General features: G+C 57.6%; 21 protein-coding genes. 10 read left to right on the top strand and 11 right to left on the bottom strand.

Going from position 1 to position 25,436, the window contains the following annotated elements; genetic code table 11:
* Positions 1 to 61: 61 nt before the first annotated feature.
* A complete protein-coding gene (gene zigA / locus ACW9HX_RS06910; protein ID WP_457379988.1) occupies positions 62 to 1,267 on the top strand; it encodes a zinc metallochaperone GTPase ZigA in 1,206 nt (401 codons plus the stop codon).
* On the top strand, positions 1,267 to 1,917 hold the full coding sequence (locus tag ACW9HX_RS06905; RefSeq protein ID WP_457379987.1) for a DUF1826 domain-containing protein: 651 nt from the start codon (positions 1,267 to 1,269) through the stop codon (positions 1,915 to 1,917). The genes zigA and ACW9HX_RS06905 overlap by 1 nt, the downstream gene beginning before the upstream one ends.
* A gap of 4 nt (positions 1,918 to 1,921) precedes the next feature.
* On the opposite strand, the gene ACW9HX_RS06900 is transcribed toward ACW9HX_RS06905, so the two are convergent.
* Positions 1,922 to 2,278 (bottom strand): NADH:ubiquinone oxidoreductase, encoded by a 357-nt coding sequence (locus ACW9HX_RS06900; RefSeq protein ID WP_457379986.1) that lies wholly within the window; start codon positions 2,276 to 2,278, stop codon positions 1,922 to 1,924.
* Positions 2,279 to 2,302: 24 nt separating this feature from the next.
* Between ACW9HX_RS06900 and ACW9HX_RS06895 the strand changes: the two genes are divergently transcribed.
* Positions 2,303 to 3,274 (top strand): CobW family GTP-binding protein, encoded by a 972-nt coding sequence (locus ACW9HX_RS06895; RefSeq protein WP_457379985.1) that lies wholly within the window; start codon positions 2,303 to 2,305, stop codon positions 3,272 to 3,274.
* A gap of 1 nt (position 3,275) precedes the next feature.
* On the opposite strand, the gene ACW9HX_RS06890 is transcribed toward ACW9HX_RS06895, so the two are convergent.
* Complete coding sequence (locus ACW9HX_RS06890) at positions 3,276 to 3,689, bottom strand: DUF3301 domain-containing protein (protein WP_119426866.1); 414 nt, start codon at positions 3,687 to 3,689, stop codon at positions 3,276 to 3,278.
* A gap of 117 nt (positions 3,690 to 3,806) precedes the next feature.
* On the opposite strand from ACW9HX_RS06890, the gene pdxY reads away from it, so the two are divergent.
* Positions 3,807 to 4,679 carry a pyridoxal kinase PdxY gene (pdxY, locus tag ACW9HX_RS06885; protein ID WP_457379984.1) on the top strand — a complete coding sequence of 291 codons (873 nt, stop codon included), beginning with the start codon at positions 3,807 to 3,809 and terminating at the stop codon, positions 4,677 to 4,679.
* Between the two features lie 117 nt (positions 4,680 to 4,796).
* Here pdxY and ACW9HX_RS06880 read toward each other — a convergent pair whose 3' ends face one another.
* Positions 4,797 to 5,279 (bottom strand): acyl-CoA thioesterase, encoded by a 483-nt coding sequence (locus tag ACW9HX_RS06880; protein WP_003229693.1) that lies wholly within the window; start codon positions 5,277 to 5,279, stop codon positions 4,797 to 4,799.
* Between the two features lie 281 nt (positions 5,280 to 5,560).
* Between ACW9HX_RS06880 and ACW9HX_RS06875 the strand changes: the two genes are divergently transcribed.
* Complete coding sequence (locus ACW9HX_RS06875; RefSeq protein ID WP_169432529.1) at positions 5,561 to 7,324, top strand: cation:proton antiporter; 1,764 nt, start codon at positions 5,561 to 5,563, stop codon at positions 7,322 to 7,324.
* 21 nt (positions 7,325 to 7,345) lie between these two features.
* Here the strand turns inward: ACW9HX_RS06875 and ACW9HX_RS06870 are convergent, their stop codons facing one another.
* The 4 genes from ACW9HX_RS06870 to uvrD form a co-directional block, all read right to left on the bottom strand.
* Positions 7,346 to 7,753, bottom strand: a complete 408-nt coding sequence (locus tag ACW9HX_RS06870) for an SMI1/KNR4 family protein (protein ID WP_007995855.1) — start codon at positions 7,751 to 7,753, stop codon at positions 7,346 to 7,348.
* A 138-nt stretch (positions 7,754 to 7,891) separates the two neighbouring features.
* Positions 7,892 to 8,767: a Tim44 domain-containing protein gene (locus tag ACW9HX_RS06865; protein WP_457379983.1), complete on the bottom strand. Its 876-nt coding sequence runs from the start codon at positions 8,765 to 8,767 to the stop codon at positions 7,892 to 7,894.
* Between the two features lie 175 nt (positions 8,768 to 8,942).
* Positions 8,943 to 9,383, bottom strand: coding sequence for an EamA family transporter (locus ACW9HX_RS06860; protein ID WP_016984014.1), 441 nt, complete (start codon positions 9,381 to 9,383; stop codon positions 8,943 to 8,945).
* A gap of 142 nt (positions 9,384 to 9,525) precedes the next feature.
* The gene (uvrD, locus tag ACW9HX_RS06855) at positions 9,526 to 11,709 is read right to left on the bottom strand and encodes a DNA helicase II (protein ID WP_102620645.1); all 2,184 of its coding nucleotides are present in this window, start codon (positions 11,707 to 11,709) and stop codon (positions 9,526 to 9,528) included.
* 259 nt (positions 11,710 to 11,968) lie between these two features.
* On the opposite strand from uvrD, the gene ACW9HX_RS06850 reads away from it, so the two are divergent.
* Positions 11,969 to 14,839: an EAL domain-containing protein gene (locus ACW9HX_RS06850; protein WP_457379982.1), complete on the top strand. Its 2,871-nt coding sequence runs from the start codon at positions 11,969 to 11,971 to the stop codon at positions 14,837 to 14,839.
* 42 nt (positions 14,840 to 14,881) lie between these two features.
* Here the strand turns inward: ACW9HX_RS06850 and ACW9HX_RS06845 are convergent, their stop codons facing one another.
* Genes ACW9HX_RS06845 through ACW9HX_RS06835 form a run of 3 tightly spaced genes read right to left on the bottom strand, consistent with a single transcriptional unit; the run spans position 14,882 to position 19,264 of the window.
* The gene (locus tag ACW9HX_RS06845; RefSeq protein WP_457379981.1) at positions 14,882 to 15,418 is read right to left on the bottom strand and encodes a hypothetical protein; all 537 of its coding nucleotides are present in this window, start codon (positions 15,416 to 15,418) and stop codon (positions 14,882 to 14,884) included.
* The gene (locus ACW9HX_RS06840; RefSeq protein ID WP_457379980.1) at positions 15,402 to 18,092 is read right to left on the bottom strand and encodes an RHS repeat-associated core domain-containing protein; all 2,691 of its coding nucleotides are present in this window, start codon (positions 18,090 to 18,092) and stop codon (positions 15,402 to 15,404) included. Before ACW9HX_RS06840 ends, ACW9HX_RS06845 begins: the two co-directional genes overlap by 17 nt.
* A 17-nt stretch (positions 18,093 to 18,109) precedes the next feature.
* On the bottom strand, positions 18,110 to 19,264 hold the full coding sequence (locus ACW9HX_RS06835; RefSeq protein WP_457379979.1) for a hypothetical protein: 1,155 nt from the start codon (positions 19,262 to 19,264) through the stop codon (positions 18,110 to 18,112).
* Between the two features lie 651 nt (positions 19,265 to 19,915).
* Between ACW9HX_RS06835 and hexR the strand changes: the two genes are divergently transcribed.
* Together hexR and ACW9HX_RS06825 are read left to right on the top strand one after the other, a co-directional pair.
* Positions 19,916 to 20,782, top strand: coding sequence for a transcriptional regulator HexR (gene hexR, locus ACW9HX_RS06830; protein WP_007954250.1), 867 nt, complete (start codon positions 19,916 to 19,918; stop codon positions 20,780 to 20,782).
* A 108-nt stretch (positions 20,783 to 20,890) separates the two neighbouring features.
* Positions 20,891 to 21,097: a PA3496 family putative envelope integrity protein gene (locus ACW9HX_RS06825; protein ID WP_096817116.1), complete on the top strand. Its 207-nt coding sequence runs from the start codon at positions 20,891 to 20,893 to the stop codon at positions 21,095 to 21,097.
* Here the strand turns inward: ACW9HX_RS06825 and ACW9HX_RS06820 are convergent.
* The gene (locus tag ACW9HX_RS06820; RefSeq protein ID WP_096817118.1) at positions 21,039 to 22,001 is read right to left on the bottom strand and encodes a LysR family transcriptional regulator; all 963 of its coding nucleotides are present in this window, start codon (positions 21,999 to 22,001) and stop codon (positions 21,039 to 21,041) included. The two genes, ACW9HX_RS06825 and ACW9HX_RS06820, sit on opposite strands and share 59 nt — an antisense overlap.
* A 191-nt stretch (positions 22,002 to 22,192) precedes the next feature.
* Between ACW9HX_RS06820 and ACW9HX_RS06815 the strand changes: the two genes are divergently transcribed.
* Together ACW9HX_RS06815 and oadA are read left to right on the top strand one after the other, a co-directional pair.
* Positions 22,193 to 23,608, top strand: a complete 1,416-nt coding sequence (locus ACW9HX_RS06815) for an acetyl-CoA carboxylase biotin carboxylase subunit (RefSeq protein ID WP_096817120.1) — start codon at positions 22,193 to 22,195, stop codon at positions 23,606 to 23,608.
* An 11-nt stretch (positions 23,609 to 23,619) separates the two neighbouring features.
* A complete protein-coding gene (oadA, locus tag ACW9HX_RS06810; protein ID WP_457379978.1) occupies positions 23,620 to 25,428 on the top strand; it encodes a sodium-extruding oxaloacetate decarboxylase subunit alpha in 1,809 nt (602 codons plus the stop codon).
* The last annotated feature ends 8 nt before the right edge of the window (positions 25,429 to 25,436 follow it).

Genomic DNA, 25,436 nt, shown 5'->3' with positions numbered 1-25,436 from the left:
AAGAACGCCTGCCGCCGAGAGCGTTTCCTGCGTTTAGCTACCGTTTGATGAGGTTTACCCCATGTCTTCACCGCTTCCCGTGACCGTTTTATCCGGCTTTCTTGGCGCCGGAAAAAGTACACTTTTGAATTACGTACTACGTAACAGAGACGATTTGCGTGTGGCAGTGATCGTCAACGATATGAGCGAAATCAATATCGATGGCAGCGAAGTCCAGCGTGATGTCGACCTGAACCGCGCAGAAGAAAAGCTCGTGGAGATGAGCAACGGCTGTATCTGCTGTACGTTACGCGAAGACCTTCTGGAGGAGGTCGCCAAACTGGCCCGGGAAGGCCGATTCGATTATCTGCTCATCGAATCCACCGGCATTTCCGAGCCATTGCCGATCGCCGAGACCTTCACCTTCCGTGACGAGCAGGGTCAGAGCCTCGCAGACATCGCTCGCCTCGACACCATGGTCACTGTAGTCGACGGCCTGAATTTCCTGCCTGATTTCCAGGCCGCCGAAAGCCTGGCCTCCCGTGGCGAAATCCTTGGTGAAGAAGATGAGCGTTCGATCACCGATCTGTTGATCGAACAGATCGAGTTCGCCGACGTTCTGTTGATCAGCAAGATCGATCTGATCAGCAGCAGCGAACGGGAAGAGCTGATGGCGATCCTCAAGCGGCTGAACGCCAACGCCGAGATCATCCCGATGGTGATGGGTGAAGTGCCGCTGGAGAAGATCCTCAACACCCACCGCTTCGACTTCGACAGGGCTGCAACAGCCCCGGGCTGGCTTCAGGAATTGCGTGGCGAACATATGCCGGAAACCGAGGAGTACGGCATCGCGTCCACGGCCTACCGCGCGCGCCGACCCTTTCACCCTCAGCGTTTTTTCGACTTCATCGACCGACCTTGGGTGAACGGCAAGCTGCTGCGCTCCAAAGGTTTCTTCTGGCTCGCGAGCAAACCCACGGATGCCGGCAGCTGGTCCCAGGCGGGCGGTTTGATGCGCCACGGTTTCGCCGGGCGCTGGTGGCGTTTCGTGCCGAAGAATCAGTGGCCGCAGGATCAGGAAAGCACCGCTGCGATCATGGAAAACTGGGCCGCCAGCGTAGGAGACTGTCGTCAGGAGTTGGTGTTTATCGGTCAGAACATCGATTTCGCACAACTCAAGTCAGCCCTGGACGACTGTCTGCTCACTGACGCCGAGATGGCGCTCGGTGTCGAAGGCTGGCGATCGCTGGCCGATCCTTTCGGCCCCTGGCATGACGAGGCCGCGTGATGCTTGCCCTCAAACCGTTGCAAAACAGAACGCGTCATCAAGTCCTCGGCCCGACCCCGCAAGCGCTGGCGAGCATTCTGGAAGATGAAATAAACCTCGCCGTCTGGCAGCGGCAACTACCGCTGCATGTCACCGATTTTGCGAAGTTGTTGCTGTCACTCAACGAGCCCTACGCCGAAGCGCTGGGCCTCGAATTACCTGACGAAGACACCGAGCCAGACCTGTCCGGCTTGGCCAGCGGATTCCGCGACCTGGAAGGCTACGAAGGCTTTATCGCCGACCTGAAATGGCTGGTCGGCGCTTTTGCCTGCCTGCTCGGTGCACGGCGGATCGGCCTGCGCTTGCGTGTGCTGGACAAGGCGATGTGCCCGCGTTTTCACGTTGATCATGTGCCCGTTCGGCTGATCACCACCTACGCCGGTATTGGCAGCGAGTGGCTGAAGGAAGGGGAAATGGATCGCCGGCAACTGGGAAAACCGCTCGCCGAACCGCAGGAAAAATCGCGGATTCAGCAACTGACGAACGGCGAGGTGGCGCTGCTCAAAGGAGAAAAGTGGCACGGCAACGAGGGTTTCGGCCTGATCCATCGTTCTCCGCAACCGGCTTCGGGTGAACGGCGTCTGATGCTGACCCTCGACTGGTTGGGCTGACACCTCAAGGCTTGAGCCAGTTGCCCTGGCTCTGGCTTTCGCAGTACGGCTTCAAATAGGCCGCATCAGTGGCCACGCCGTAATAGTGGATATCCTGGCGATAAGGCATATTGGCGACTTGCGCGTTGCTGCACACGCCAAAAGCCCCTGCAGGGCACAGATCGACGTACTGCACGTCGACTTTCTGCCCCGCCAGCGTCGGCTGGCAGAAACCGTCGCTGAAGAGCTTCTCCGGGATGTTGCGGTTCTGCTGGCAGACCTTCACGTCGAGGCGTTCCGCCTGGCTGTGCACCACGCAAGCCTGGGCCAGAGCCTCACCCGACACCAATGCCAACAGCAACGTCCATCCCATCCACCGCATTCCCGACCTCCAGAACCCTTGATCATGTTGCAGAACATTCCCACCCACGTCATCGCAGGTCCCTTGGGCGCCGGCAAGACCAGCCTGATCCGTCAGCTCATGGCGCAACGACCGGCCGGTGAGCGCTGGGCGGTACTGATCAACGAGTTCGGCCAGATCGGCCTCGACGCTGCGCTGTTGACCAGGGACGCCGATGGTATCGCACTGGGCGAAGTGGCCGGGGGCTGTTTGTGTTGCGTGAATGGTGCGCCGTTTCAAATCGGGCTGGGTCGTTTGCTGCGCAAGGCTCAGCCGGATCGCCTGTTTATCGAGCCTTCCGGGGTGGGGCATCCGGCGCAGTTGCTGCAACAACTGAGTGAGGCGCCATGGCAAGGCGTTCTCGCCGTTCAACCCTGCGTACTGGTGCTGGACGCCCAGGCGCTGGCGGCGGGCAAGATACTGCCGCCGGCTCAATGGGAGGCAGTCCCGAATGCCGGTTTGCTGGTGTTGAACAAGGCGGAAAACCTCGATGAATCCGCGCGAGAGTTGATCGTCCGCCAGCTACCGCCGGTCAGGCTGATCTGGACACAACAGGCGTCGTTGCCCCTGAGCGAATTACCGGGTGTGACAGCTCAAGCGCAAGCGGGTGTGGATAAGTTGATCGTGCCCAAGGGGCTGGCGCAGATGCCGGCCGTCTGGAGTGATCCGGCTTTGCCGATTTGCCTGAGTCAGGCGCAGGAAGGCGGTTGGAGCATCGGCTGGCGCTGGCACCCAAGCCAGACGTTTGACGTGACTCGCATGACTCAGTGGCTGGAATCCCTGAACTGGCGCCGGGCGAAGCTGGTTATCCACAGCCAGACTGGCTGGAAATCAGCCAATGCCCTGGATAACGCCAAACTGGACTGGCAGCCCAGCGAATGGCGCAAGGATTCCCGGATCGAGCTGATTTTCGACCAATCGCAAGCAATCGATGAGCTGCAGGCAGGAATGGCCGGCTGTCGGATTCAAGCGGCCTGACTCAAGGCTTCCACTTGGTGTGTTCCTGGCGCCACTGGCTCAGTTCGATGACTTGCGCACTCGGCTTGGCGACTTCTACCACCGGCGGGGTGTCGTCGAACGGTGCCGGGTAGGGCGCCAGTTCGATTTGCGCGCTGTGGGGGCCGAACTGGGTAATGGTGCCGTTGTGACGGGTTTCGCCGGTCACGGTGAATTCGAAGTTGTAGACCCGGGCCAGACGACGACGCCCGCTGGCATCCTTGATGAGGCCGATTTTCTTCAGCGCCACGTTGCCGTCGAGCAGTTCGACGCCGACATTCACGCAATGCTGCTTGACCCGTTCCAGCGCCCGCTCGCGCAGGCCGTGGTTATGCCAAAGCCACGCGCCGGCAACGGCGAACAGCATCAGCACGAAAATGTTTTCCAGGGTCAGCATCAACAAGAAACTCCAAAAGTTGGCATCAGCTTAACTGCGTCGCCGGTCTGTCGTACAGGCTGCGTTTCGTCGCATACTGCGCGGCTTGAATTTCAATCGTTTTACGGAAAAACCCGAATGAAACGTACGCCTCATTTGCTCGCCATCCAGTCCCATGTGGTCTTCGGCCACGCCGGCAACAGCGCTGCGGTTTTTCCGATGCAGCGAGTCGGGGTCAATGTCTGGCCGCTCAACACCGTGCAGTTCTCCAACCACACCCAGTACGGCCAGTGGGCCGGGGAAGTGCTGGCACCGCAGCGGATACCGGAACTGGTTGAAGGTATCGCCGCCATTGGGGAGTTGGGCAATTGCGACGCCGTGCTGTCCGGCTATCTCGGCAGTGCGGCGCAGGGCCGGGCGATTCTCAGTGGTATCGAGCGAATCAAATCGGTCAATCCGAAAGCCTTGTACCTGTGCGATCCGGTGATGGGCCATCCAGAGAAGGGTTGCAGCGTACCGGCCGAAGTCAGCGACTTCCTGCTGGACGAAGCCGCGGCAGTGGCGGATTTCATGTGCCCGAACCAGCTGGAGCTGGACAGTTTCTCGGGGCGCAAGCCGCAGTCGCTGTTCGATTGCCTGGCAATGGCGCGGGCGCTGCTGGCGCGTGGGCCGAAAGCGGTGCTGGTCAAACATCTGGACTACCCGGGGAAACCGGCGGATGGCTTCGAGATGCTGCTGGTGACGGCCGAGGGCAGTTGGCATCTGCGTCGTCCGCTGCTCGCATTCCCGCGTCAGCCGGTCGGTGTGGGCGATCTGACGTCCGGCCTGTTCCTGGCGCGGGTGCTGCTCGGCGACAGCCTGGTGGCGGCGTTTGAATTCACCGCGGCGGCGGTGCATGAAGTGCTGCTGGAAACCCAGGCCTGTGCCAGTTACGAGCTGCAACTGGTGCGAGCGCAGGACCGGATTGCGCATCCGCGGGTGAAGTTCGAGGCAACGGCGATCAGTCTGTAAGACCGCGTTGCCCTCATTCGCGAGCAAGCCCGCTCCCATATTTGGAATGCGTTCTTCCTGTGGGAGCGGGCTTGCTCGCGAAAGCTATCTACAGAGCGCCATAGATCGAAGGGCTGATCAGGCGTCGCCCTTGATTTCCTGATAGCGCTTTTCCAGCTCCTGGCGAATCTGCCGGCGCTGCTGGGCCTGCATGTAGCGGCGTTTGTCTTCGCTGTTCTGCGGTTGCAGCGGCGGCACGGCGGCCGGTTTGCGCTGATCGTCCACGGCAACCATGGTGAAGAAGCAGCTGTTGGTGTGGCGCACCGAGCGCTCGCGAATGTTCTCGGTGACCACTTTGATGCCGACTTCCATCGAGGTGTTGCCGGTGTAGTTGACCGACGCCAGGAAGGTCACCAGTTCGCCGACATGGATCGGCTCGCGGAAAATCACCTGATCCACCGACAGGGTCACCACGTAGCGGCCGGCGTAGCGGCTGGCGCAGGCGTATGCCACTTCGTCGAGGTATTTGAGCAGGGTGCCGCCGTGGACATTGCCAGAGAAGTTGGCCATGTCGGGGGTCATCAGTACCGTCATCGACAGCTGGGCGTTTCCGGGTTCCATAACGTTCTCACGGGTCAAGGCAGGTTGCTGGAAGATGCACCTCTGCGGGTGCCTGGTCGCTTTTCAAAACCACCGTTATCGGGACGCCGGGCAACTGGCCGCCGTCACGCCCGGATCGATCTGTTTCCATATATTGCACCGCCTTTCAGCCGGAAGTCGCGGTGTTACCCTGCAAAAGCCCACCCCAAGGGCGATTCCTACACCTAAAGCGGATTTTTACTCGGCTCGAACAGACGTTTCGGACGCCTGCCGCGAGTCTCGTCATTCAAGGAGCCCACGCCATGCATGCCATCAGCTTTATTCAGGATCTGGCAGTGATCATGTTGGTCGCAGGTGTGGTGACCGTTCTGTTCCACCGCTTCAAGCAGCCAGTGGTGCTTGGCTACATCGTCGCCGGCTTCATCATCGGCCCGCACACCCCGCCGTTCGGCCTGATCCACGACGAAGAAACCATCAAGACTCTCGCCGAGCTGGGGGTGATCTTCCTGATGTTCTGCCTGGGCCTGGAGTTCAGCCTGCGCAAGTTGTTCAAGGTCGGCGCCACGGCATTTATCGCGGCGTTCCTGGAAATCATCCTGATGATCTGGATCGGCTACGAAATCGGCCGCTGGTTCGACTGGAACACCATGGACTCGCTGTTCCTCGGCGCGATCCTGGCGATTTCCTCGACCACCATCATCGTCAAGGCGCTCAACGACCTGAAGATGAAGAACGAGCGCTTCGCCCAGTTAATCTTCGGTGTGCTGATCGTCGAGGACATTCTCGGTATCGGCATCATTGCCTTGCTGTCGAGTATTGCGGTCAGCGGCACAGTGAGTTCCGGCGAAGTGTTTTCCACGGTCGGCAAGCTGTCGCTGTTCATGATTGTCGCACTGGTCATCGGCATTCTGCTGGTGCCGCGATTGCTGGCTTACGTGGCCAAATTCGAAAGCAACGAGATGCTGCTGATCACCGTGCTCGGGCTGTGCTTCGGCTTCTGCCTGCTGGTGGTCAAGCTTGAGTACAGCATGGTGCTCGGTGCGTTCCTGATCGGTGCGATCATGGCCGAGTCGCGGCAATTGCTGAAGATCGAGCGTCTGATCGAGCCGGTTCGCGACTTGTTCAGTGCAATCTTCTTCGTTGCCATCGGCCTGATGCTCGATCCGATGATCCTTCTGCAATACGCGTGGCCGATTGCGGTGATCACCGTAGCCGTGGTGCTGGGCAAGATGCTGTCCTGCGGCCTCGGTGCCTTTATCGCCGGCAATGACGGACGCACCTCACTGCGGGTCGGGATGGGTCTTTCACAGATTGGCGAATTCTCCTTCATCATCGCCGCGTTGGGCATGACGTTGCAGGTTACGAGCAACTTTCTCTATCCGGTCGCCGTGGCGGTCTCTGTCATTACCACATTGCTGACGCCTTACCTGATCCGCGCGGCCGATCCGTTGTCGATCAAGCTGTCTGCTGCCATGCCGCAGCGCCTCGGGCGGGTGTTCGGGATGTATGGCGAATGGCTGCGCAGCATTCAGCCGCAAGGCGAGGGCGCGATGCTGGCTTCGATGATTCGGCGGATTCTGTTGCAGGTCGGAGTCAATCTGGCGCTGGTGATTGCGATCTTCTTCGCCGGCGCATTCTTTGCCGGGCGCCTCTCGACGTGGCTGCAGGACTGGATCAGCGATCCGAGCTGGCAGAAGGCGTTGATCTGGGGCGGGGCGTTGCTGTTGTCGCTGCCGTTCCTGATTGCGGCCTATCGCAAGCTCAAGGCGCTGTCGATGCTGCTGGCCGAGATGGGCGTGAAACCGGAGATGGCGGGGCGTCACACGCAGCGAGTGCGTCGGGTGATCGCCGAAGTGATCCCGATTATCTCGCTGCTGGTGATTTTCCTGCTGCTGGCAGCCTTGTCGGCCAGTATCTTGCCGACCAACAAGTTGCTGGTGCTGGTCGCCGTGGTCGCGGCCGCCGTGGCGGCGCTACTCTGGCGCTGGTTCATCCGGGTACACACGCGGATGCAGGTGGCCTTGCTGGAAACCCTCGACAACCACAAGGAATCGTCGGGGCATTGATCCGGCGGGGCGGCTGGGGGATCAGCTTTCCAGCCAGACGTCCCGTGCCCAGTGCCAGACCGACTCCCAGGACTCTTCGGTGATCAGCTCTTCTTCGCCGGACCACAGCACCACGGTGCCGTCTTCTTCGACGCAGTAGTAGTTGTCGCCGTCCTGGCAGATCGGGATCAGATCGCGCGGCACGCCGGCGTCCCAGGCGTTGGCTGCCACATCCGGCAGATAGGTGTGGGACTGCGGATCGGTGACGGTCACCGGTTCCAGGCTGCCGTAAACCACGTCGCTGACGGTCAGCAGAAACTCTTTGAAGACAAACGGGATGTTGATGAAGAGTTCTTCTTCGACTTCTACCAGTTGGTCTTCGTCGGGCAACTCCAGGGGAACCGGTACGGGTTCGTTGGCTTCGCGCAGTTGTTCGATGATTTCTTCCACGTCCGGGATCCTCTTGCTTGAATGGCGCGGTTTATATGGGCCGGTTTATACAGTAGCTCGCTATAGATGCAACCGCGAAATAGAAAACCCCGGCCGAGGCCGGGGTTTTTATTGCTGCGGGTAAAACGTCGGAGGTGATCAGCCGTTCTGGCGGATACCGGCGACCAGCCAAGGCTGGTTGTCGCCCTGTGGACGTTCCATGTTCCAGCTTTCGTTGAACACTTCGCCCTGGTCGAAACGCGAAGTTTTCGACACGCCGGTGAAGGTCAGGGTAGCGATGGTCTTGTCCGCACGATCATCCACGCCATCCAGTTGAACCTGAAGGTTATCGATGTAGGTGGACTGGAAGCCGTCACCCAGATCCGCGCGCTCCCGCTTGAGGAAGTCGAGCATTTGCGGGGTCACGAACTCGGCGATCTTGTCCATTTCGTTGGCGTCCCAGTGCTGCTGCAGTGCCTGGAAGTGGCTGCGGGCGGCTTCGAGGAAGCGCTGCTCGTTGAACCAGGCCGGTGCGTTGATCACCGGACGGGCGGCAGCCGGAGCGGCCGAACCACCGAAGATCGAACCCATGGCGGCAGGCTTCTGCTCGAAGACTTCACGTTGCATCGGCGCGCCGGCCGGCGCGAACTGCTCCTGCTGCTTGCGGCGACGAGCGGCGATGAAGCGGAAGATCACGAACGCGATCACGGCCATGATCAGGATGTCGAAGATCTGCATGCCCTGGAAGCCGCCGCCCATGAACATGGACGCCAGCAGGCCACCGGCAGCGATGCCGGCCAGAGGGCCGAGCCATTTCGAAGCGCCGCCGGCCTTGGCAGCCGCGCCTGCGGCACCGGCAGCACCCGTGGTCGCAGCCGCGCCGCCCATGCCTGGGGAAGAAGGAGCCATCTGGCTGGTCTGGTGCGTCGGCGCAGCGCCGGCACTTTTGCCACCACCGAAGCGCTTGGCGTTGGCGTCGAGGCTCATCGTCAGGCCGATGCACAACGCCATGGCGATGCTAAGAAAACGTTTCATAAAGGGAATTCCCGTTTGTGGAGACACGCGCGCCATGTTGCACAGCTGAAGTGTCACTGGCTAGCGAGAGAGTGTTTCGGGCTTTTGCCTGACAGGTTACGTTCAGCTCGGTCGAGGCAATAAGGCCATGTACTTTTGTCTGTAGGAAAAGGAGGTAGGTTCACTGGGAAATCGATCAGCGTCGAAACGCCAACATCACCACGCCTGCGGTGATCAGACCGATGCCGCCCCATTGGCGCAGGTCGAGTTTCTCGCCCAGCAGAATCACGCCGAGCACTGCCACCAACACCACGCTGAGCTTGTCCACCGGGGCGACCAGTGAGGCCGGTCCGACTTTCAATGCCCGGAAGTAGCACAGCCACGAAGCCCCAGTACCCAGGCCCGACAAGAGCAGGAACAGATAGCTTTTGGCAGAGATCGATCCCAAGGACTGATATTGGCCCGTCGCGTACAAAATCAAGGCCAGACTGACGAGTACCACGATGGTGCGTAGCAGGGTGGCAAAGTCGGAGTTGACGTTTTCGATGCCGACCTTGGCGAAGATCGCCGTCAGCGCGGCGAAAGTCGCTGAAAGCAGGGCCCAGAATGTCCAGGAGGAAAAGAAGCCAGAGCCCATGCATGGTGTCCTGTCGGTAAGGGTTGCAAAAATCCATGTGGGAGCGAGCTTGCTCGCGATGGCTGCACCGTGGTTTATCAGGTAAACCGCGGCGTTCCAATTCGCGAGCAGGCTCGCTCCCACAGAACAGCAGAACCGGCGTTTAGATCGCTTCCAGCTTTGCGTAACCCAGCATCAGCCACTTGCTGCCTTCGCTGAAGTTCACCTGAACCCGCGCCTGAGCGCCGGCGCCCTCGAAGTTGAGGATCACGCCGTCGCCGAAGATCGAGTGCCGCACGGCCTGACCGAGGCTGAGGCCGGTTTCCGGAATCTCGGCGCCGCTGAACAGATTGCTGCCGCTCATCGACTGGTTGCCGCCGAACGGTCGGCTGACGCTGTTCGACAGGCGCACTTCCTGAATCAGGCCTTTCGGTACTTCCCGTACGAATCGCGAAACCTTGTTGTAGGTTTCGCTGCCGTACAGGCGTCGGGTTTCAGCATAGGTCATCACCAGGTTCTGCATGGCCCGGGTGATGCCCACGTAGGCCAGGCGTCGTTCTTCCTCAAGACGCCCAGGCTCTTCCAGGCTCATCTTGTGCGGGAACAGGCCTTCTTCCATGCCCACCAGGAACACGTAAGGGAATTCCAGGCCCTTGGCGCTGTGCAGGGTCATCAACTGAATGCTGTCTTCGTGTTCGTCGGCCTGAGTGTCGCCGGCCTCCAGTGAAGCGTGGCCGAGGAACGCCGCCAGTGGCGTCAGGTCTTCGTCTTCTTCGGTGTTCTCGAAGTTGCGCGCGGCGCTGACCAGTTCCTCAAGGTTTTCCACCCGGGCCTGGCCTTTCTCGCCTTTTTCCGCTTCGTGGTAGGCGATCAGCCCGGATTGCTCGATGACGGTCTGGGTCATCAGGTGCAACGGCATCTCGGCGCACTTGGCGGCGAGGTTCTCGATCAGCTCGATAAACGCACCGAGAGCACCGGCCGCACGACCGGTCAGGCCTTTATTGGCCACCAGCTGGCGCATGGCTTCCCACATCGACACATCGCTGTGACGGGCATGGTCGCGAATCGCTTCGACGGTTTTTTCGCCGATGCCGCGGGCCGGGACGTTGATGACCCGTTCCAGCGCCGCATCGTTGCCGCGACCTTCCAGCAAACGCAGGTAGGCCATGGCGTTCTTGATTTCCGCCCGCTCGAAGAAGCGCTGGCCGCCATAGATCCGGTACGGAATGCGCTCGCGCAGCAAGGCTTCTTCCAGAACGCGGGATTGGGCGTTGGAGCGGTAGAGAATCGCGATATCGCTGCGAGCAAGGCCGGTTTTCAGCGCGCTTTCGATGGTTTCGACAACGTAGCGTGCTTCATCGTGTTCGTTGAACGCGGCGTACAGGTTGATCGCTTCGCCGTCGCCACCGTCGGTCCACAGCTCTTTGCCCAGACGTCCGGTGTTGTTGGCGATCAGGGCGTTGGCCGCTTTCAGGATGCCGGCGGTGGAGCGGTAGTTCTGCTCCAGACGGATGGTCACCGAATCCGGGAAGTCGGAGGAATACTGGTGAATGTTCTCGATTTTCGCGCCACGCCAGCCGTAGATCGACTGGTCGTCGTCGCCGACCACCATCAGGCTGTCGCCGCCCTTGCCCAGCAGACGCAACCAGGCGTACTGCACGGCGTTGGTGTCCTGGAATTCGTCCACCAGAATGTGCCGGAAGCGCTTCTGGTAATGCGCCAGCAGGCCCGGATGGTCGCGCCACAGGTCGAGGGCGCGCAGCAACAGTTCGGAGAAATCGATGACGCCGGCGCGCAGGCAGGCAGCCTCGTAGGCCTCATAGATGCCGCGCATGGTGGCCAGGTACAGATCGCCGCTGGCCTGGATGTGTTGCGGACGCAGACCTTCGTCTTTCTGCCCGTTGATGAACCACTGGGCCTGACGGGCCGGCCACCGTTGTTCGTCCAGTCCCAGCTCACGGATCACCCGCTTGACCAAGCGTTGCTGGTCATCGCTGTCGAGAATCTGGAAGGTCTGGCTCAGCCCGGCTTCCTGCCAGTGCGCCCGCAACAAGCGGTGCGCCAGGCCGTGGAAGGTGCCGACCCACATGCCGGCCGGGTTGATCCCCAGCAATTGCTCGATGCGGTGACGCATCTCGGCAGCAGCCTTGTTGGTGAAGGTCACCGACAGGATCGAGTGGGGCGAGGCGTTTTCGACCTGGATCAACCAGGCAATACGGTGCACCAGCACTCGGGTTTTGCCGGAGCCGGCACCGGCCAGGACCAATTGACGACCAACGGGAGCCGCTACGGCCTGGCGTTGGGCATCGTTGAGGGAGTTCAGCAGAAGGGAGAGATCATCGCGCATCGGGGCATTCTAGGGTGCGCCGCAGGCCCGGGCAAACCGAGCTTTGCATTAGCCGATGAAAGTGCTGCCGATGACGACCGGTCGGTCACTGGCTACAGGCGTTGGCCCGCCTGGCGTCGGGGCTTTTGCGGGTGACGGGAGGTCGAAAAGTTTCAGCGAAATTATGATCTGGAGCAGTTTGGCAAGTGGTTGGGCTTGTGTATGCTCCGTCCACGTTTCCGGGCGCATGCTCACACTTATAAGAACAAGAACGTTGCCTATGACCCTCAGCTTCGACCTGTCGGGCCCCTCTGTGGAGCCCCGGGTGATCCGCAAGCATTACGCCACTCAGATGGCGGTCGAGCGCACGCGCCTTCTTTATCAGGGTTCGCTGTTGCCCACCCTGTTCATGTTGATCAATGGTCTGGTCTGCGCCGGTCTGCTCTGGAGTCCGCAACGTTACTTCGTGGTCAGCGTATGGATGGTTTGGCTGTTGTCGCTGGTGGCGCTGCGGGTGATTCAGGTCGCGGCCTTCGATTCGGCGATCCCCGATCGTCAGGCCCAGCCGATCTGGGGGCGGATGTTCTTGCTAGGTTCGACCATGACCGGCCTGACCCTGGCCGGCGCCGGCATCGCCCTGGTCCCGGCCGACAATTTCATGCAGCAAGCCTGGGTGTTCGGCCTGATCGGTGCCGCGACCCTGTCAGCCAGCGTGGCTTATGCCGTGAGCATTCCGGCCTTTCTTTCCTTTACCTTGCCGTGCCTGCTGCCGGCCATCGGCTATCTGTTCTGGGGCGGTGACGAACAGGCGCGAGGCTGGGGCTGGCTCGGGCTTATTCTGCTCGGCTCCCTGAGCGTGGTGGCGTGGCAGGTCAATCGGCTGATCGATCGCGGTTTGCTGCGGCGCTTCCAGAATCAGCACCTGATTGAGCATCTGCAGCAAACGCAATCGCGCAGTGAACAACTCAATCAGGAGTTGGCGAAGGAAATCGAGCAGCGCCGCTGCGCCGAGGGCAAGTTGCGCGAAGCTCAGGTGGAGCTTGAGGATCGCGTGGCCCAACGCAGTCGTGAACTGGACGCTGCCAATCAGGCCCTGATTAAAAGCGAAGCGCGCCTGGCCCTGGCGTTGAAGGCCAGTGAACTGGGGCTATGGGACTGGAACCTGCAAACCGACGAAGTTCATCACACGCAGATTCAGGAGCTGTTCGGCATTGACCCGGAATACGTCACCGGGCTGCTCAGGCATCTGCGGCCACGCTTGCACCCGGAAGATGTGCCGGCCCTCAAGCGAGCACTGATCGAGCACTTGAAGGGGCGCACCGAGGATTATCAGATCGAATACCGCGTACGCCATGGCGACGGTCACTGGGTCTGGATCGAAGACCGTGGACGTGCGGTGGAGCGCGACGAAAGCGGGCGAGTCATCCGCATGGTTGGCACCCGGCGCGACATCAGTGTCAGCAAAAGTCTGGAAGCCCAGCAGCAATTGGCGGCCACGGTATTCGAAGCCGCCAGCGAAGGCATCGTGATCCTTGACCCGAACTATGCGCTGATCGCCATCAATCAGGCCTTCAGCCGGGTCACCGGTTACGACATCGATGACATGCTCGGGCGCAATGTCGTCGAACTGCCGTGCAGCCGCGATGCCCGCCGACACTACGTCGCGATCCGCCACGCGCTGGAGCAGCACGGCAGCTGGCAGGGCGAACTGGTGGAAACCCGCAAGAACGGCGAGCTGTACCCGCAATGGCTGCAACTGAATGCGGTACGCGACAGTCGGGGAAATGTCAGTCATATCGTCGGCTTCTTCGCCGATCTGTCGGCACGCCGCGAATCCGAAGAGCGCATGCGCTACCTGACCCACTACGACGAACTCACCGGCCTGGCCAACCGCTCGCTGTTCCGCGAACGCCTGCACGAAGCGCATCAACGCGTGCGGCAGGGCGGGCGCCGGAGTCTGGCGCTGCTGCACATCAATTTGGATCGCTTCAAGCTGCTCAACGACAGTCTCGGCCACGAGATCGCCGATCAGTTGCTGCAAAAGATGTCCCGTCGTCTGGTCAACGCCTTGCCGGAAGCCGACACCATCGCCCGGTTGTCCGGCGACGAGTTCGCGGTGTTGTTTGATGCCTACGGCAACCTGTCGAGTCTGGCGCGGGTCGCCACACGGCTGTCGGCCAAGCTGCGACTGCCGCTGACGGTGGAAGGGCATGAACTGGTGGTCAGCGCCTCGATGGGCATCAGCATGCTGCCGGACAACGCCCGGGAGATTTCCACGCTGGTCAGCCAGTCAAATATGGCCATGCAACATGCCAAGCATCTGGGTGGCAACAACTTCCAGTTCTACACCGACAGCCTGCAAGCCAGCACGCTGGAGCGTTTGCAGCTGGAAAACCAGCTGCGCAAAGCCATCGAAGACCAGCAACTGAACGTGTTCTACCAGCCGAAACTGTGTCTGGCGACCGGCCGCCTCAACGCCGCCGAAGCACTGGTGCGCTGGGATCATCCGACCATGGGCCGGGTGCCGCCGGGGGACTTCATCGGTCTGGCCGAGGAGACGGGGCTGATCGGTCCGATCGGAGAGTTCGTGCTGCGTCAGGCCTGTTGGCAGGCCTGCGAATGGCAGCGGCAGGGGCTGGAACCGATCCGGGTTTCAGTGAACCTGTCGGTGCATCAATTACGTCAGGGCAAACTGGTCAGTCTGGTGCGCCAGGTATTGGAGGAAACCGGGCTGGCGCCGCACTACCTCGAACTGGAACTGACCGAGAGCCAGTTGCTCGACAGCGTTGAGCACATCATCGCCACGTTCCAGCAGCTACGGGATCTGGGGGTGAAGCTGGCGATCGACGATTTCGGCACCGGCTATTCGTCGCTGAGCTATCTGAAGCGGATTCCGGTGGATTACGTGAAGATCGATCAGGCCTTTATCCGCGGGTTGGGCGAGGGCAGTGAGGATGCTGCGATCACACGGGCGATCATTGCGATGGCTCATGGCTTGTCTTTGAAAGTGGTGGCCGAGGGCGTCGAGCGGCCCGAACAACTTGAATTCTTGAAGTCCGAGGGTTGCGATGAAGTGCAGGGATATCTGATCAGCCGTCCGGTGGACTCAGCCGGCTTAGGCAACCTATTACGAGGGCAAGAAGCTAATTGAGTTGCTGAGTCAGCAGATATTGCTGACTCAGCAGGATCATCTTTAGGCGAAGCGTCTAATCCACCACGAAATATATGCCTCAAGTTGATTGTTTGACCAGGATATAGATTTCAGCCCCTGAGGGTTTGATGAGTGTCGAATAGTTATGCTTTCCGTTTTGTTTTCAGGGAACAGTTCGAACGTAGACCCTGATTTTTCGGGGGTATATACTATTGAAAAAAGTCGGCCGTTAATGAATCGGAATTGAGCTGTGCCGCTGCCAGAATTTTCATCTATCTTAAAGTTCAACACCTCAAAAACCTCATAATTAAATTTTGCTTTAAATGGGCCTCTGCTACTCTCGGAACTTTCTAAAATAATTGGGGTGTAGCCTTGATTTTTGAGGTCGCTGATTAACGATTGAGTGAGGCTGCAACTCTGGATGTTGTTCACAAGCAGTGGTGATTCTTTTTCGCAAATTTGATCTATATCTGCGGGATAGTAGTATTGTGTTGCTATGGCTAATACAAAGCATGCGAGAAGAAATACCGCCGAGGTCGTTGCTGTTTTTGAATGTCTACGTTTAATAATAGGCGCCATGTGATGTTGCCTCCATAATAAGGGCATTGTTTTCAATAAGAGTTATGCAGCTGTTGGGGCAGTCACTAGGAGCATCGCTGTTTTTGGCAGCACATAATCCGGCTTGGTTATTCCAGTCATCCATAGCCCTTTCATATTTGTTTTGGCCAAAATTCGATACTTCATGTGCCCACCCGGCGAATCGGCTTACTGATTCTCCCCAGTTTGATGCCGCAATCATGCACGATGCAACACAGTGCCTGTAAGCGTCTTGGGGGCCATTGTATGGTCCTGGGAGACCACTCTTTTCTGCAATTTTCTCGGCGTTTGACGACCATTCAAACACAGATTCCAATCCAAGGGGATCAACATATTTCAACGGATTGCCGTTGACATATGCGTAGGTATTAAAGCCACCCCTAAGACCTACTGGGTCACTTTCTAAATAGCGTCCGGATTCTGGGTCGTAATATCTAAAATAGTTGTAATGTAATCCGGTTTCAATATCGTAATACTGCCCAGGAAAGCGTAAATTAAAGACCAAAGATCCATTAGGCTCTCCTTTACCGAAAGAATCGGGTCTCCAAGTCCAAATGATTTCTTTTGCGTCATTCGTTATTCTATGTGGCGTATTAAGATGATCGCTGTGGATGTAGAAAAGGGAACGTTTTATCTCATTCTCGGACGAGTCATAATCAATAGTGATTCCGCCCAGCAGGATGTTGTCTAACCAAAAGTAATACTGGCTAGAAAGTCTTTTTCCTTTTTCATTTAGGCGTGTCTCACCTAGTAATTGTCTGTTGTATCCGTAGAGGAATGTAGTTACCTGTGTCGAAGTCTCTTTCCTAACTCGTTGGCCTGTAGCGTTATAGTGGAAATGTATCAGTGGCATGTCATCGATGTTTGCGCTAGTCATGCGATTGATATCATTATATGTGGTCTGGCGATGGGGTTGGTCACTTATTATATTGCCAGTTGGATCTATAGTTATTAATTGATCATTAATCTTTACTAATCGATTGCTGCTCTCTCCATAACGGTACGAAACTTGAGTGTTGGGTTTCTCTTGTTCGAAACCTTTGAATCTATGGGTGCTCTTAACTCGGTTGCCCCCTGCGTCATAAGAATATGTTTGCTGGGAGCTATCGTCGTCCTTCTCTACAAGACGATCCATTGAGTCATATGCATAGCTTGTATCGCCAAAATGATTATTTTGTATTTTGGTGATATTGCCATTTTGGTCGTAACTATAAATGTTGCTCTTGTCAGCAACCGCCTGTGCAGTTAAAAAATAATCCTGATTGTAGGTACTCTGAAGCGTGATGCCATTCCCCCACGTGAGACTTTTCAATGGGCCGAATGGTAAATAGGTGAGGTCTCGTGCGAGGGTAACTGGCTTTTCGCTGCCATCCTGAATCTGCACTTGAGTGACCTGTCCGGCAGTGTCGCGAAGATAGTGAATATTGAATCCAGCCGGGTAGTCGATTCGGTTGAGTCGATTGGCCGAGTCGTACCCGTATCTAACGTTTTCGGACTGAGCCATGTTTGCCATGGAGGGCGTGTGCAGTTGCGCTATCAAGTTGCCGTGTGCGTCATAGGAGTAGGTCTGCACACCGTTCGCATCCTCAATCGCCGTCAAGCGCCCAACTCCCTTGTTGCCTTCAGCGATAGAGTCGTAATGGAAGCGTACGTCAAGCTTTGGGTTTGCTGGATAGCGACGACTAAGCAATCGATTGAGAGCGTCGTACGCGTAGGACGAGGCAACCCCTCGAGCATCCGTTTTCTCTGTGATGTTGCCAGCGGCGTCATATTTGTATTTGCTAGTACCGCTGTCTGGACTGTCTAGCTGGGTCAGGTTACTCAAGCCATCGAAGTGATACCGGGTGCTTACCCCGCGTGCGTCGCTGACGTGGGTGAGGTTGTCCTGAGCGTCATACTCAAACTGAGACGTCCCGTTTAGTGGGTCGGTGCTTTTTATTAAACGATTGAGTGGGTCGTAAGCGTGACCATAGTGAGTGTCACGAGGAGTGACGAACGCAACAGGATTATCATTAAGGTCGTATTTCAAATGACTCGTTTGCTCATTAGCACCTACTGAGTAAAGTAAACGCCCCAGTTCGTCATATACCTTTCGATGCTGGTTCGTTATATTCCCTGTTTTGTCTTTCAAACGTATTGCTGTTCGATTGCCCATCGGATCGAGTTCAAATTCAACTTGCTCCATCAGGTTGTTTTCAATTCGAATCAATCGTCTGGCATCGTCCCAAGTATAAGCAATCCAATCGCCATCACCTTGGGTCAGTCTGGTTATGTCCCCGGTAGCGTTGTAATCGAATTTTAGGGTGCTTTTTTCGATGCTGACAGACGACAACCAACCCTGAGGCGTATAGGTTAATAAGGTTAAGACGCCATTGGGATCAACAATTGTTTGCGGGTTTCCTAAGTAATCGAAATTTGACATCTCGAAGGTATGCCCTACTGCGTTAATAACACGCGTCAGGTTGCTGTGTGAGTCATATTCGTAGCGAGTGAGATCATTTACATCGGTTCTTGGTCCGTCCGAGAGTTCCAGCAAGCCACGGGCATTGTAGGTAAACAACCATCCGCGTTCTGGCGTCTGCAAAAGTGGGGCGGTAAGGAAGGTGCCCCCGATTGCTAGCACTAAAAGGCCTAGTCTTACTATCAGTGTGTTCATGTTCAGATCCTTCTGAATCAATGTGTTTTGATTGTCTGGGTAAGCTTGCGTCCTTCAGCGTCGTAAGTGTATTGGATTGATCGCTTTGGCTGTTTGATTTTCAAGGGCAGGGATAGTGTATCGTGCCACTCTGTAGTAATAGTTCTTGATTCAGGTGTATTACTTGCCTCGGTACGGGATGTTTCCAGGCCGCGATCATTATGGGTGTAAAGCGTAGTAATTCCTTTGCTGTCTGTTTGCGATGTCAGTAAGCCGCGTTCGTCATAGGTAAATGTCGAATTACTTTTTGGACAGTTAGCGGTAGGTTCTCCAATAATCGAAATTATGCGCTTGGCACCCTGAAAATAACCGAATTTATAAGTTGTGCTTTTGCCCAGAGCGTTGGTTACAGTGGTGGAATCGTCAGGGTGATATTCAATAGTCACTTTCTCAGCGCCTTGCGCATGCTCGCTTGAGATCGCTCGGCCATGTTGGTCATATTTCCAAGTGGCGTAGAGCACGCCGCGTTCATCGATAATGCCTGTTAAAAGTCTGCTGTCATTATCGTCCTCATATAGATACCGTTTAATTTGTGAGCTGCCATGGAATGCACGGGTCATAGAGACTAATTGCTTGTATTCGTTGTAGTCGTAAGTTAACTCTGTGTTGTTTGTTTTTACTTTTAATGGTTGCTTTTTCGTGTCCTCGAAAACTTCCATCGTATCTCCATGTGCGTTGGTTATTTTCAGGTGTTTGTCGGTGTAGGTGATGGAATATTTCGTTTCATGGTTTTTGAACTCGAGCAGTCTCCCTGTTGAGTCAAAACTAAGGATGCTGTTGTCTGCTGATAAATAAACCCAGGTATTTGAGATGTTTGATATCGATCCTGCCTCTGGGTTTCTGGCTACATAGGTTTCTGATTTTTTGTCAAAGAAAGATCTTTCGCCGTTGGCATGAACTAAAGTGATTGTTTTGCCATCATTCAGTATTCTGTCGGAGTAGGAGTGGGTCCACAGGCCATTGACGCTACTGTAGTATTTAATAAATTTTAATTTTGTTTTTTGCAGCAGCTGTCGAAGGCGGAAGGTCTTGTTCTGTTTGAAGTTTATACCCGGTTGTAAAATTAATTGGGTTGCCGGCGGTTGGCGAGATACAGAAGTTTTTATCAGTGCCTTGAGTTTCGCACTGTCCATTCAGAGAGTTAAATGATTTGTTTTGTGCGCACGAATTTCCGTACCTGTGAATGGAAAGCGCCATGATGTCTTCATTTGGATCAGGTCCATAAAGAAAGTTGCAGGTCCATTGGTCTTCACGGGGTGTGGGTGTGGCACTGTAGTATTCATATTCGCCATACTCGGTATCTGTATGGAGCGACCTGCATGCCAGTTCGGGGGAGGAGTGCTTTTTCTGAGGTTCTATCCAGTCATATGCCTCTGGTTGTATGTGCCAATAATAATCCTCCGATAAAGCTTGAAAAGAAATGCCTAATAGAAGTGAAAGTGATGCATAGCGTGCCAATGATTTTGAAGGCATCGAAAATCCTTAGAGTATTTGTTGTCCTTGATCTCTTGGATTCTCGCGTCTGAAGTCGCTTGAAGTGCGGTACATATCTATTGCATTTGCAAACGGAGCTAAAGAGTCACCACTCTGCCAGGTCATTGGGGTGATTCGTCTGGGGGCTAAAAATGGCTACACAAGGTGCACGCGCCGAAAACAGGGGGCGGTGAGACAATTCAGTTACGCATTGAGCAGGCAAAATGCGGATTCATGTAGTATAACTACAAGCTTGCTACATCCTTGGCATCTGGCCAAAGCACATCTTTCCATAACAAGAGTCCAGCCCCTTGAATCTGCTGCAACACATCGCCCAGTCACGCCACCTGTTACGCAAGTCGGAGCTCAAGGTCGCCGACCACGTGCTGCTTGACCCTGCGGCGGTGATGCACAGTTCCATGGCCGACCTGGCCCACAGCGTCGGCATCAGCGAGCCGACCATCGTGCGCTTCTGTCGCGCCATCGGTTGTTCCGGTTTCCAGGATCTGAAACTCAAGCTTGCGCAAAGCCTTGCGGCCGGCGCCAGTTTCGGTCAGTTCGCGATCCATGAAGACGACTCGGTCGCCGACTATAGCCTGAAGATTTTCGACACCACCCTGCACACGCTGATGGAGGTTCGCGAGAAGCTCGATCCGCTGGAATTGCAGCGAGCGGTGACGCTGATGTCCCAGGCCCAGCGCGTCGAGTTCTATGGTTTTGGTGCGTCGGGCGCGGTGGCGGCGGATGCGCAGCACAAGTTCTTCCGTCTGCTGCTGACGGCGGCGGCGTATTCCGATCCGCACATGCAGGCGATGTCGGCGGTGACGCTGAAGCCTACCGACGTGGCGATCTGCATTTCCCAGTCCGGCCGCTCCAAAGACTTGCTGATCACCGCCAACCTCGTTCGCGAGAGCGGTGCGTCGCTGATTACCCTGTGCCCGAGCCAGACACCGTTGGCCGAGCTGTCGACCGTCAACCTGGCGATCGATGTCCATGAAGACACAGAAATCTACACGCCGCTGACTTCACGTATCGCCCATCTGGTGGTGATCGATGTATTGGCTATGGGCGTGGCCATGGCGCGCGGGCCGAGCCTGGTCAACCACCTCAAGAGCGTCAAGCGCAGCCTGCGCAGCTTGCGGTTGTCGCCAAAATCGGTGAAAGCGCTGGATGACTGATGGCCATGGGGTGACCGCAATCTTCATCTGCCTGTAACCCCGACGCAGCCAAACCGTCATCCCCCGCGCCTATCGTGAAACTCCCGTAATCGCCTTGGGAGACTCGAAATGGCTCAGCCTTACGAAGAACGCAACAGCGCCGCGAAAACCCGTCGTCAGCAGGAAGACCAGCGCCGCATGGAATTTCGCCGCGCCATCGAAGATCGCTTCGAACTCCGCCAGCTTCAGGCTGAAATCGGCGATTTTCCCGAGGACATCAATCACTGGCAGGCAGCGCCTTCAGCTTCCCGTCGAAGCGCTCAACCAGCGCGCTGATCTGCACCCGTTCGCTGCGGATAAACGCCAGGAAGGCGTGGGCTACCGGCGACAGCCGCTTGGCTTTGGCCTGGACCAGGCACCAACTGCGCAACAGCGGCAATTCTTCGACCGGCAGCTCCACCAGGCCGCCGGTCGCCAGCTCCAGGTTCAGGGCGTGGCGCGTCAATAGCGCCAGGCCCAGACCCGCCAATACGCACTCACGCTGGGCTTCGGCCGACGCCACTTCCTGGGTCTGGGTGAAGTGCACGCGTTTCTCCTTGAAGTACTCCTCGCAAGCCAGTCGCGTTCCCGAGCCGGGTTCGCGAATCAGTAGAGTGTAAGGTTCCAGATCCTGCAAACGCAGTGGCCCCATGTGTGCCAGCGGATGGTCCGGTCGGGCAGCCGCCACGATAGGGTTGTTGAGGAAGGGGAGGAACTCCAGGCCCATGTCCTGCGGCACCATCGACATGATCACCAGATCGTCGCGGTTGTCGGAGAGGCGGCGGATCACCTGGCCGCGGTTGACCACGGTCAGTTGCAGGTTCACTTCCGGGTGCTGGCGTTTGAACGCCGCAAACAGGTGCGGCACGAAGTATTTGGCGCTGGATTCCACCGCAAGTTTCAACTGGCCCTGCAGCGAGCCCTGCATGTCTGACAGCTGCATGTCGAGATTCTCCAGGCGGCCGAAGATGTCGCGGCTTGCACGCTGAAGTGCTTCTGCCGCCTCGGTCATGTAGAGTTTTTTGCCGACGTAATCGAATAACGGCTGCCCGATCAGCTCTTCCAGCTGACGAATCTGTAGGCTGACGGCCGGTTGTGTGAGAGACATTTCCTCGGCTGCACGGCTGTAGGAGCGTAAATCACACACTTCGTTGAAGATCTGCAATTGACGCAATGTCATACGCATCAAGGACTTACGCATTTTCTACCGACTCTGGCCGCGGGCTGATGCGATGACTATAAGTCTTTACTTATGCCTGACCCAATTTTTATTCATTTTTGTTAATCCCTTGTGAGCGCTAGTGTGAAGCCGCGACCAGATTGAAACATTTGGTCACGCGTCGACCTGGGTCTAGCAGGTCGTGGGTACCACCGGCTCAAGGGAACCTCCAAGTGATAACAAAGATCCTGATCGCCAACCGTGGTGAGATTGCCGTACGAATCGTGCGTGCCTGCGCCGAGATGGGCATTCGCTCGGTTGCGATTTTTTCCGACGCCGACCGGCATGCCTTGCATGTGAAGCGTGCGGACGAGGCCCACAGCATTGGTGCCGAGCCGCTGGCCGGTTACCTGAACCCGCGCAAACTGGTGAACCTGGCCGTGGAAACCGGCTGTGATGCACTGCACCCTGGCTACGGTTTTCTCTCGGAAAACGCCGAGCTGGCAGACATTTGCGCTGAACGCGGTATCAAATTCATTGGCCCGTCGGCGGAAGTCATCCGCCGCATGGGCGACAAGACCGAAGCACGCCGCAGCATGATCAAGGCTGGCGTACCGGTTACGCCGGGCACTGAAGGCAACGTCTCGGGCATTGAAGAGGCGCTGACCGAAGGCGACCGCATTGGTTATCCGGTGATGCTCAAGGCCACTTCCGGTGGTGGCGGTCGCGGTATCCGTCGCTGCAACAGCCGCGAAGAACTCGAACAGAATTTCCCTCGGGTCATTTCCGAAGCCACCAAGGCTTTCGGTTCGGCAGAAGTGTTCCTGGAAAAATGCATCGTCAATCCGAAACACATCGAAGCGCAGATCCTCGGCGACAGCTTCGGCAACGTGGTGCACCTGTTCGAGCGTGACTGCTCGATCCAGCGCCGCAACCAGAAGCTGATCGAAATCGCCCCGAGCCCGCAACTGACCCCGGAACAGCGCGCCTACATCGGCGACCTGTCGGTGCGTGCGGCCAAGGCTGTGGGTTACGAGAACGCCGGCACCGTGGAGTTCCTGCTCGCCGAGGGCGAGGTGTACTTCATGGAGATGAACACCCGGGTGCAGGTGGAACACACCATCACCGAAGAAATCACCGGGATCGACATCGTCCGCGAGCAGATCCGCATCGCCTCCGGCCTGCCACTGTCGGTGAAGCAGGAGGACATCCAGCATCGCGGTTTTGCCCTGCAATTCCGGATCAACGCCGAAGACCCGAAAAACAACTTCCTGCCGAGTTTCGGCAAGATCACCCGCTACTACGCCCCCGGCGGCCCGGGCGTACGCACCGACACGGCGATCTACACCGGCTACACCATCCCGCCGTTCTACGACTCGATGTGCCTGAAACTGGTTGTGTGGGCACTGACCTGGGAAGAGGCGATGGACCGTGGTCTGCGCGCCCTCGACGACATGCGCCTGCAAGGGGTCAAGACCACCGCCGCGTACTACCAGGAAATCCTGCGCAACCCGGAATTCCGTAGCGGCCAGTTCAATACCAGCTTCGTTGAAAGCCACCCTGAACTGACCAACTACTCGATCAAGCGCAAACCCGAAGAGCTGGCCCTGGCCATCGCCGCCGCCATCGCCGCCCACGCAGGCCTGTGAGGAATAGAACAATGACTAAAAAGATTTTCGTAACCGACACCATCCTGCGCGACGCCCACCAATCGCTGCTCGCCACCCGAATGCGCACCGAAGACATGCTGCCGATCTGCGACAAGCTGGACAAGGTCGGCTACTGGTCGCTGGAAGTCTGGGGCGGCGCGACCTTCGACGCTTGCGTGCGCTTCCTGAAAGAAGACCCGTGGGAGCGTCTGCGCCAACTGCGCGCCGCGCTGCCCAACACCCGTCTGCAAATGCTTCTGCGCGGGCAGAACCTGCTGGGCTACCGCCACTACAGCGATGACGTGGTCAAGGCGTTCGTCGCCAAGGCTGCGGTCAACGGTATCGACGTGTTCCGCATCTTCGACGCGATGAACGACGTGCGTAACCTGCGCGTGGCAATCGAGGCGGTGAAGGCTGCCGGCAAACATGCCCAGGGCACCATCGCCTACACCACCAGCCCGGTGCACACCATCGACGCATTCGTCGCCCAGGCCAAGCAAATGGAAGCCATGGGTTGCGACTCCGTGGCGATCAAGGACATGGCCGGCCTGCTGACTCCGTACGCCACCGGCGAACTGGTCAAGGCCCTCAAGGCCGAGCAATCGCTGCCGGTGTTCATCCACTCCCATGACACCGCCGGTCTGGCCGCGATGTGCCAGTTGAAGGCTATCGAAAACGGCGCCGACCACATCGATACTGCCATCTCCAGCTTCGCCTGGGGCACCAGCCACCCGGGCACCGAGTCGATGGTCGCCGCCCTCAAGGGCAGTGAGTTCGACACCGGTCTGAACCTGGAACTGCTGCAGGAAATCGGCCTGTACTTCTACGCCGTGCGCAAGAAGTACCACCAGTTCGAAAGCGAATTCACCGCCGTCGATACCCGTGTTCAAGTCAACCAGGTACCGGGCGGGATGATTTCCAACCTGGCCAACCAGTTGAAAGAGCAGGGCGCTCTCAACCGTATGAACGAAGTGCTGGCGGAGATCCCGCGCGTGCGCGAAGACCTCGGCTTCCCGCCACTGGTGACCCCGACTTCGCAGATCGTTGGCACCCAGGCGTTCTTCAACGTGCTGGCCGGCGAGCGCTACAAGACCATCACCAATGAGGTGAAGCTCTATCTGCAAGGCGGCTACGGCAAGGCGCCGGGCACCGTGAACGAGCAGCTGCGTCGTCAGGCCATCGGCAGCGAAGAGGTGATCGACGTACGTCCGGCCGATCTGCTCAAGCCGGAAATGACCAAGCTGCGTGCCGACATTGGTGCGCTGGCCAAGTCCGAAGAAGACGTGCTGACTTTCGCCATGTTCCCGGACATCGGGCGCAAGTTCCTCGAAGAGCGTGCTGCCGGCACCCTGACCCCGGAAGTGCTGCTGCCGATCCCGGAAGCGGGCAAGGTGGCTTCGGCTGGCGGCGAGGGCGTACCGACCGAGTTCGTCATCGACGTCCACGGCGAAACCTACCGTGTGGACATCACCGGTGTCGGCGTGAAGGCCGAAGGCAAGCGTCACTTCTATCTGTCCATCGACGGCATGCCGGAAGAAGTGGTGTTCGAACCGCTCAACGAATTTGTCAGCGGCGGCAGCAGCAAGCGCAAGCAAGCTTCGGCACCGGGCCACGTCAGCACCACCATGCCGGGCAACATCGTTGATGTGCTGGTCAAGGAAGGCGACACCGTAAAGGCGGGACAGGCTGTGCTGATCACCGAAGCGATGAAGATGGAAACCGAAGTCCAGGCTGCGATTGCCGGCAAGGTCACCGCCATTCACGTTGCCAAGGGCGACCGGGTGAACCCGGGCGAAATCCTGATCGAGATCGAAGGCTGAGATAACGG

This window comes from Pseudomonas sp. SDO52101_S400, from assembly GCF_054071635.1.
This window is presented reverse-complemented; position numbering and strand designations above follow the sequence as displayed.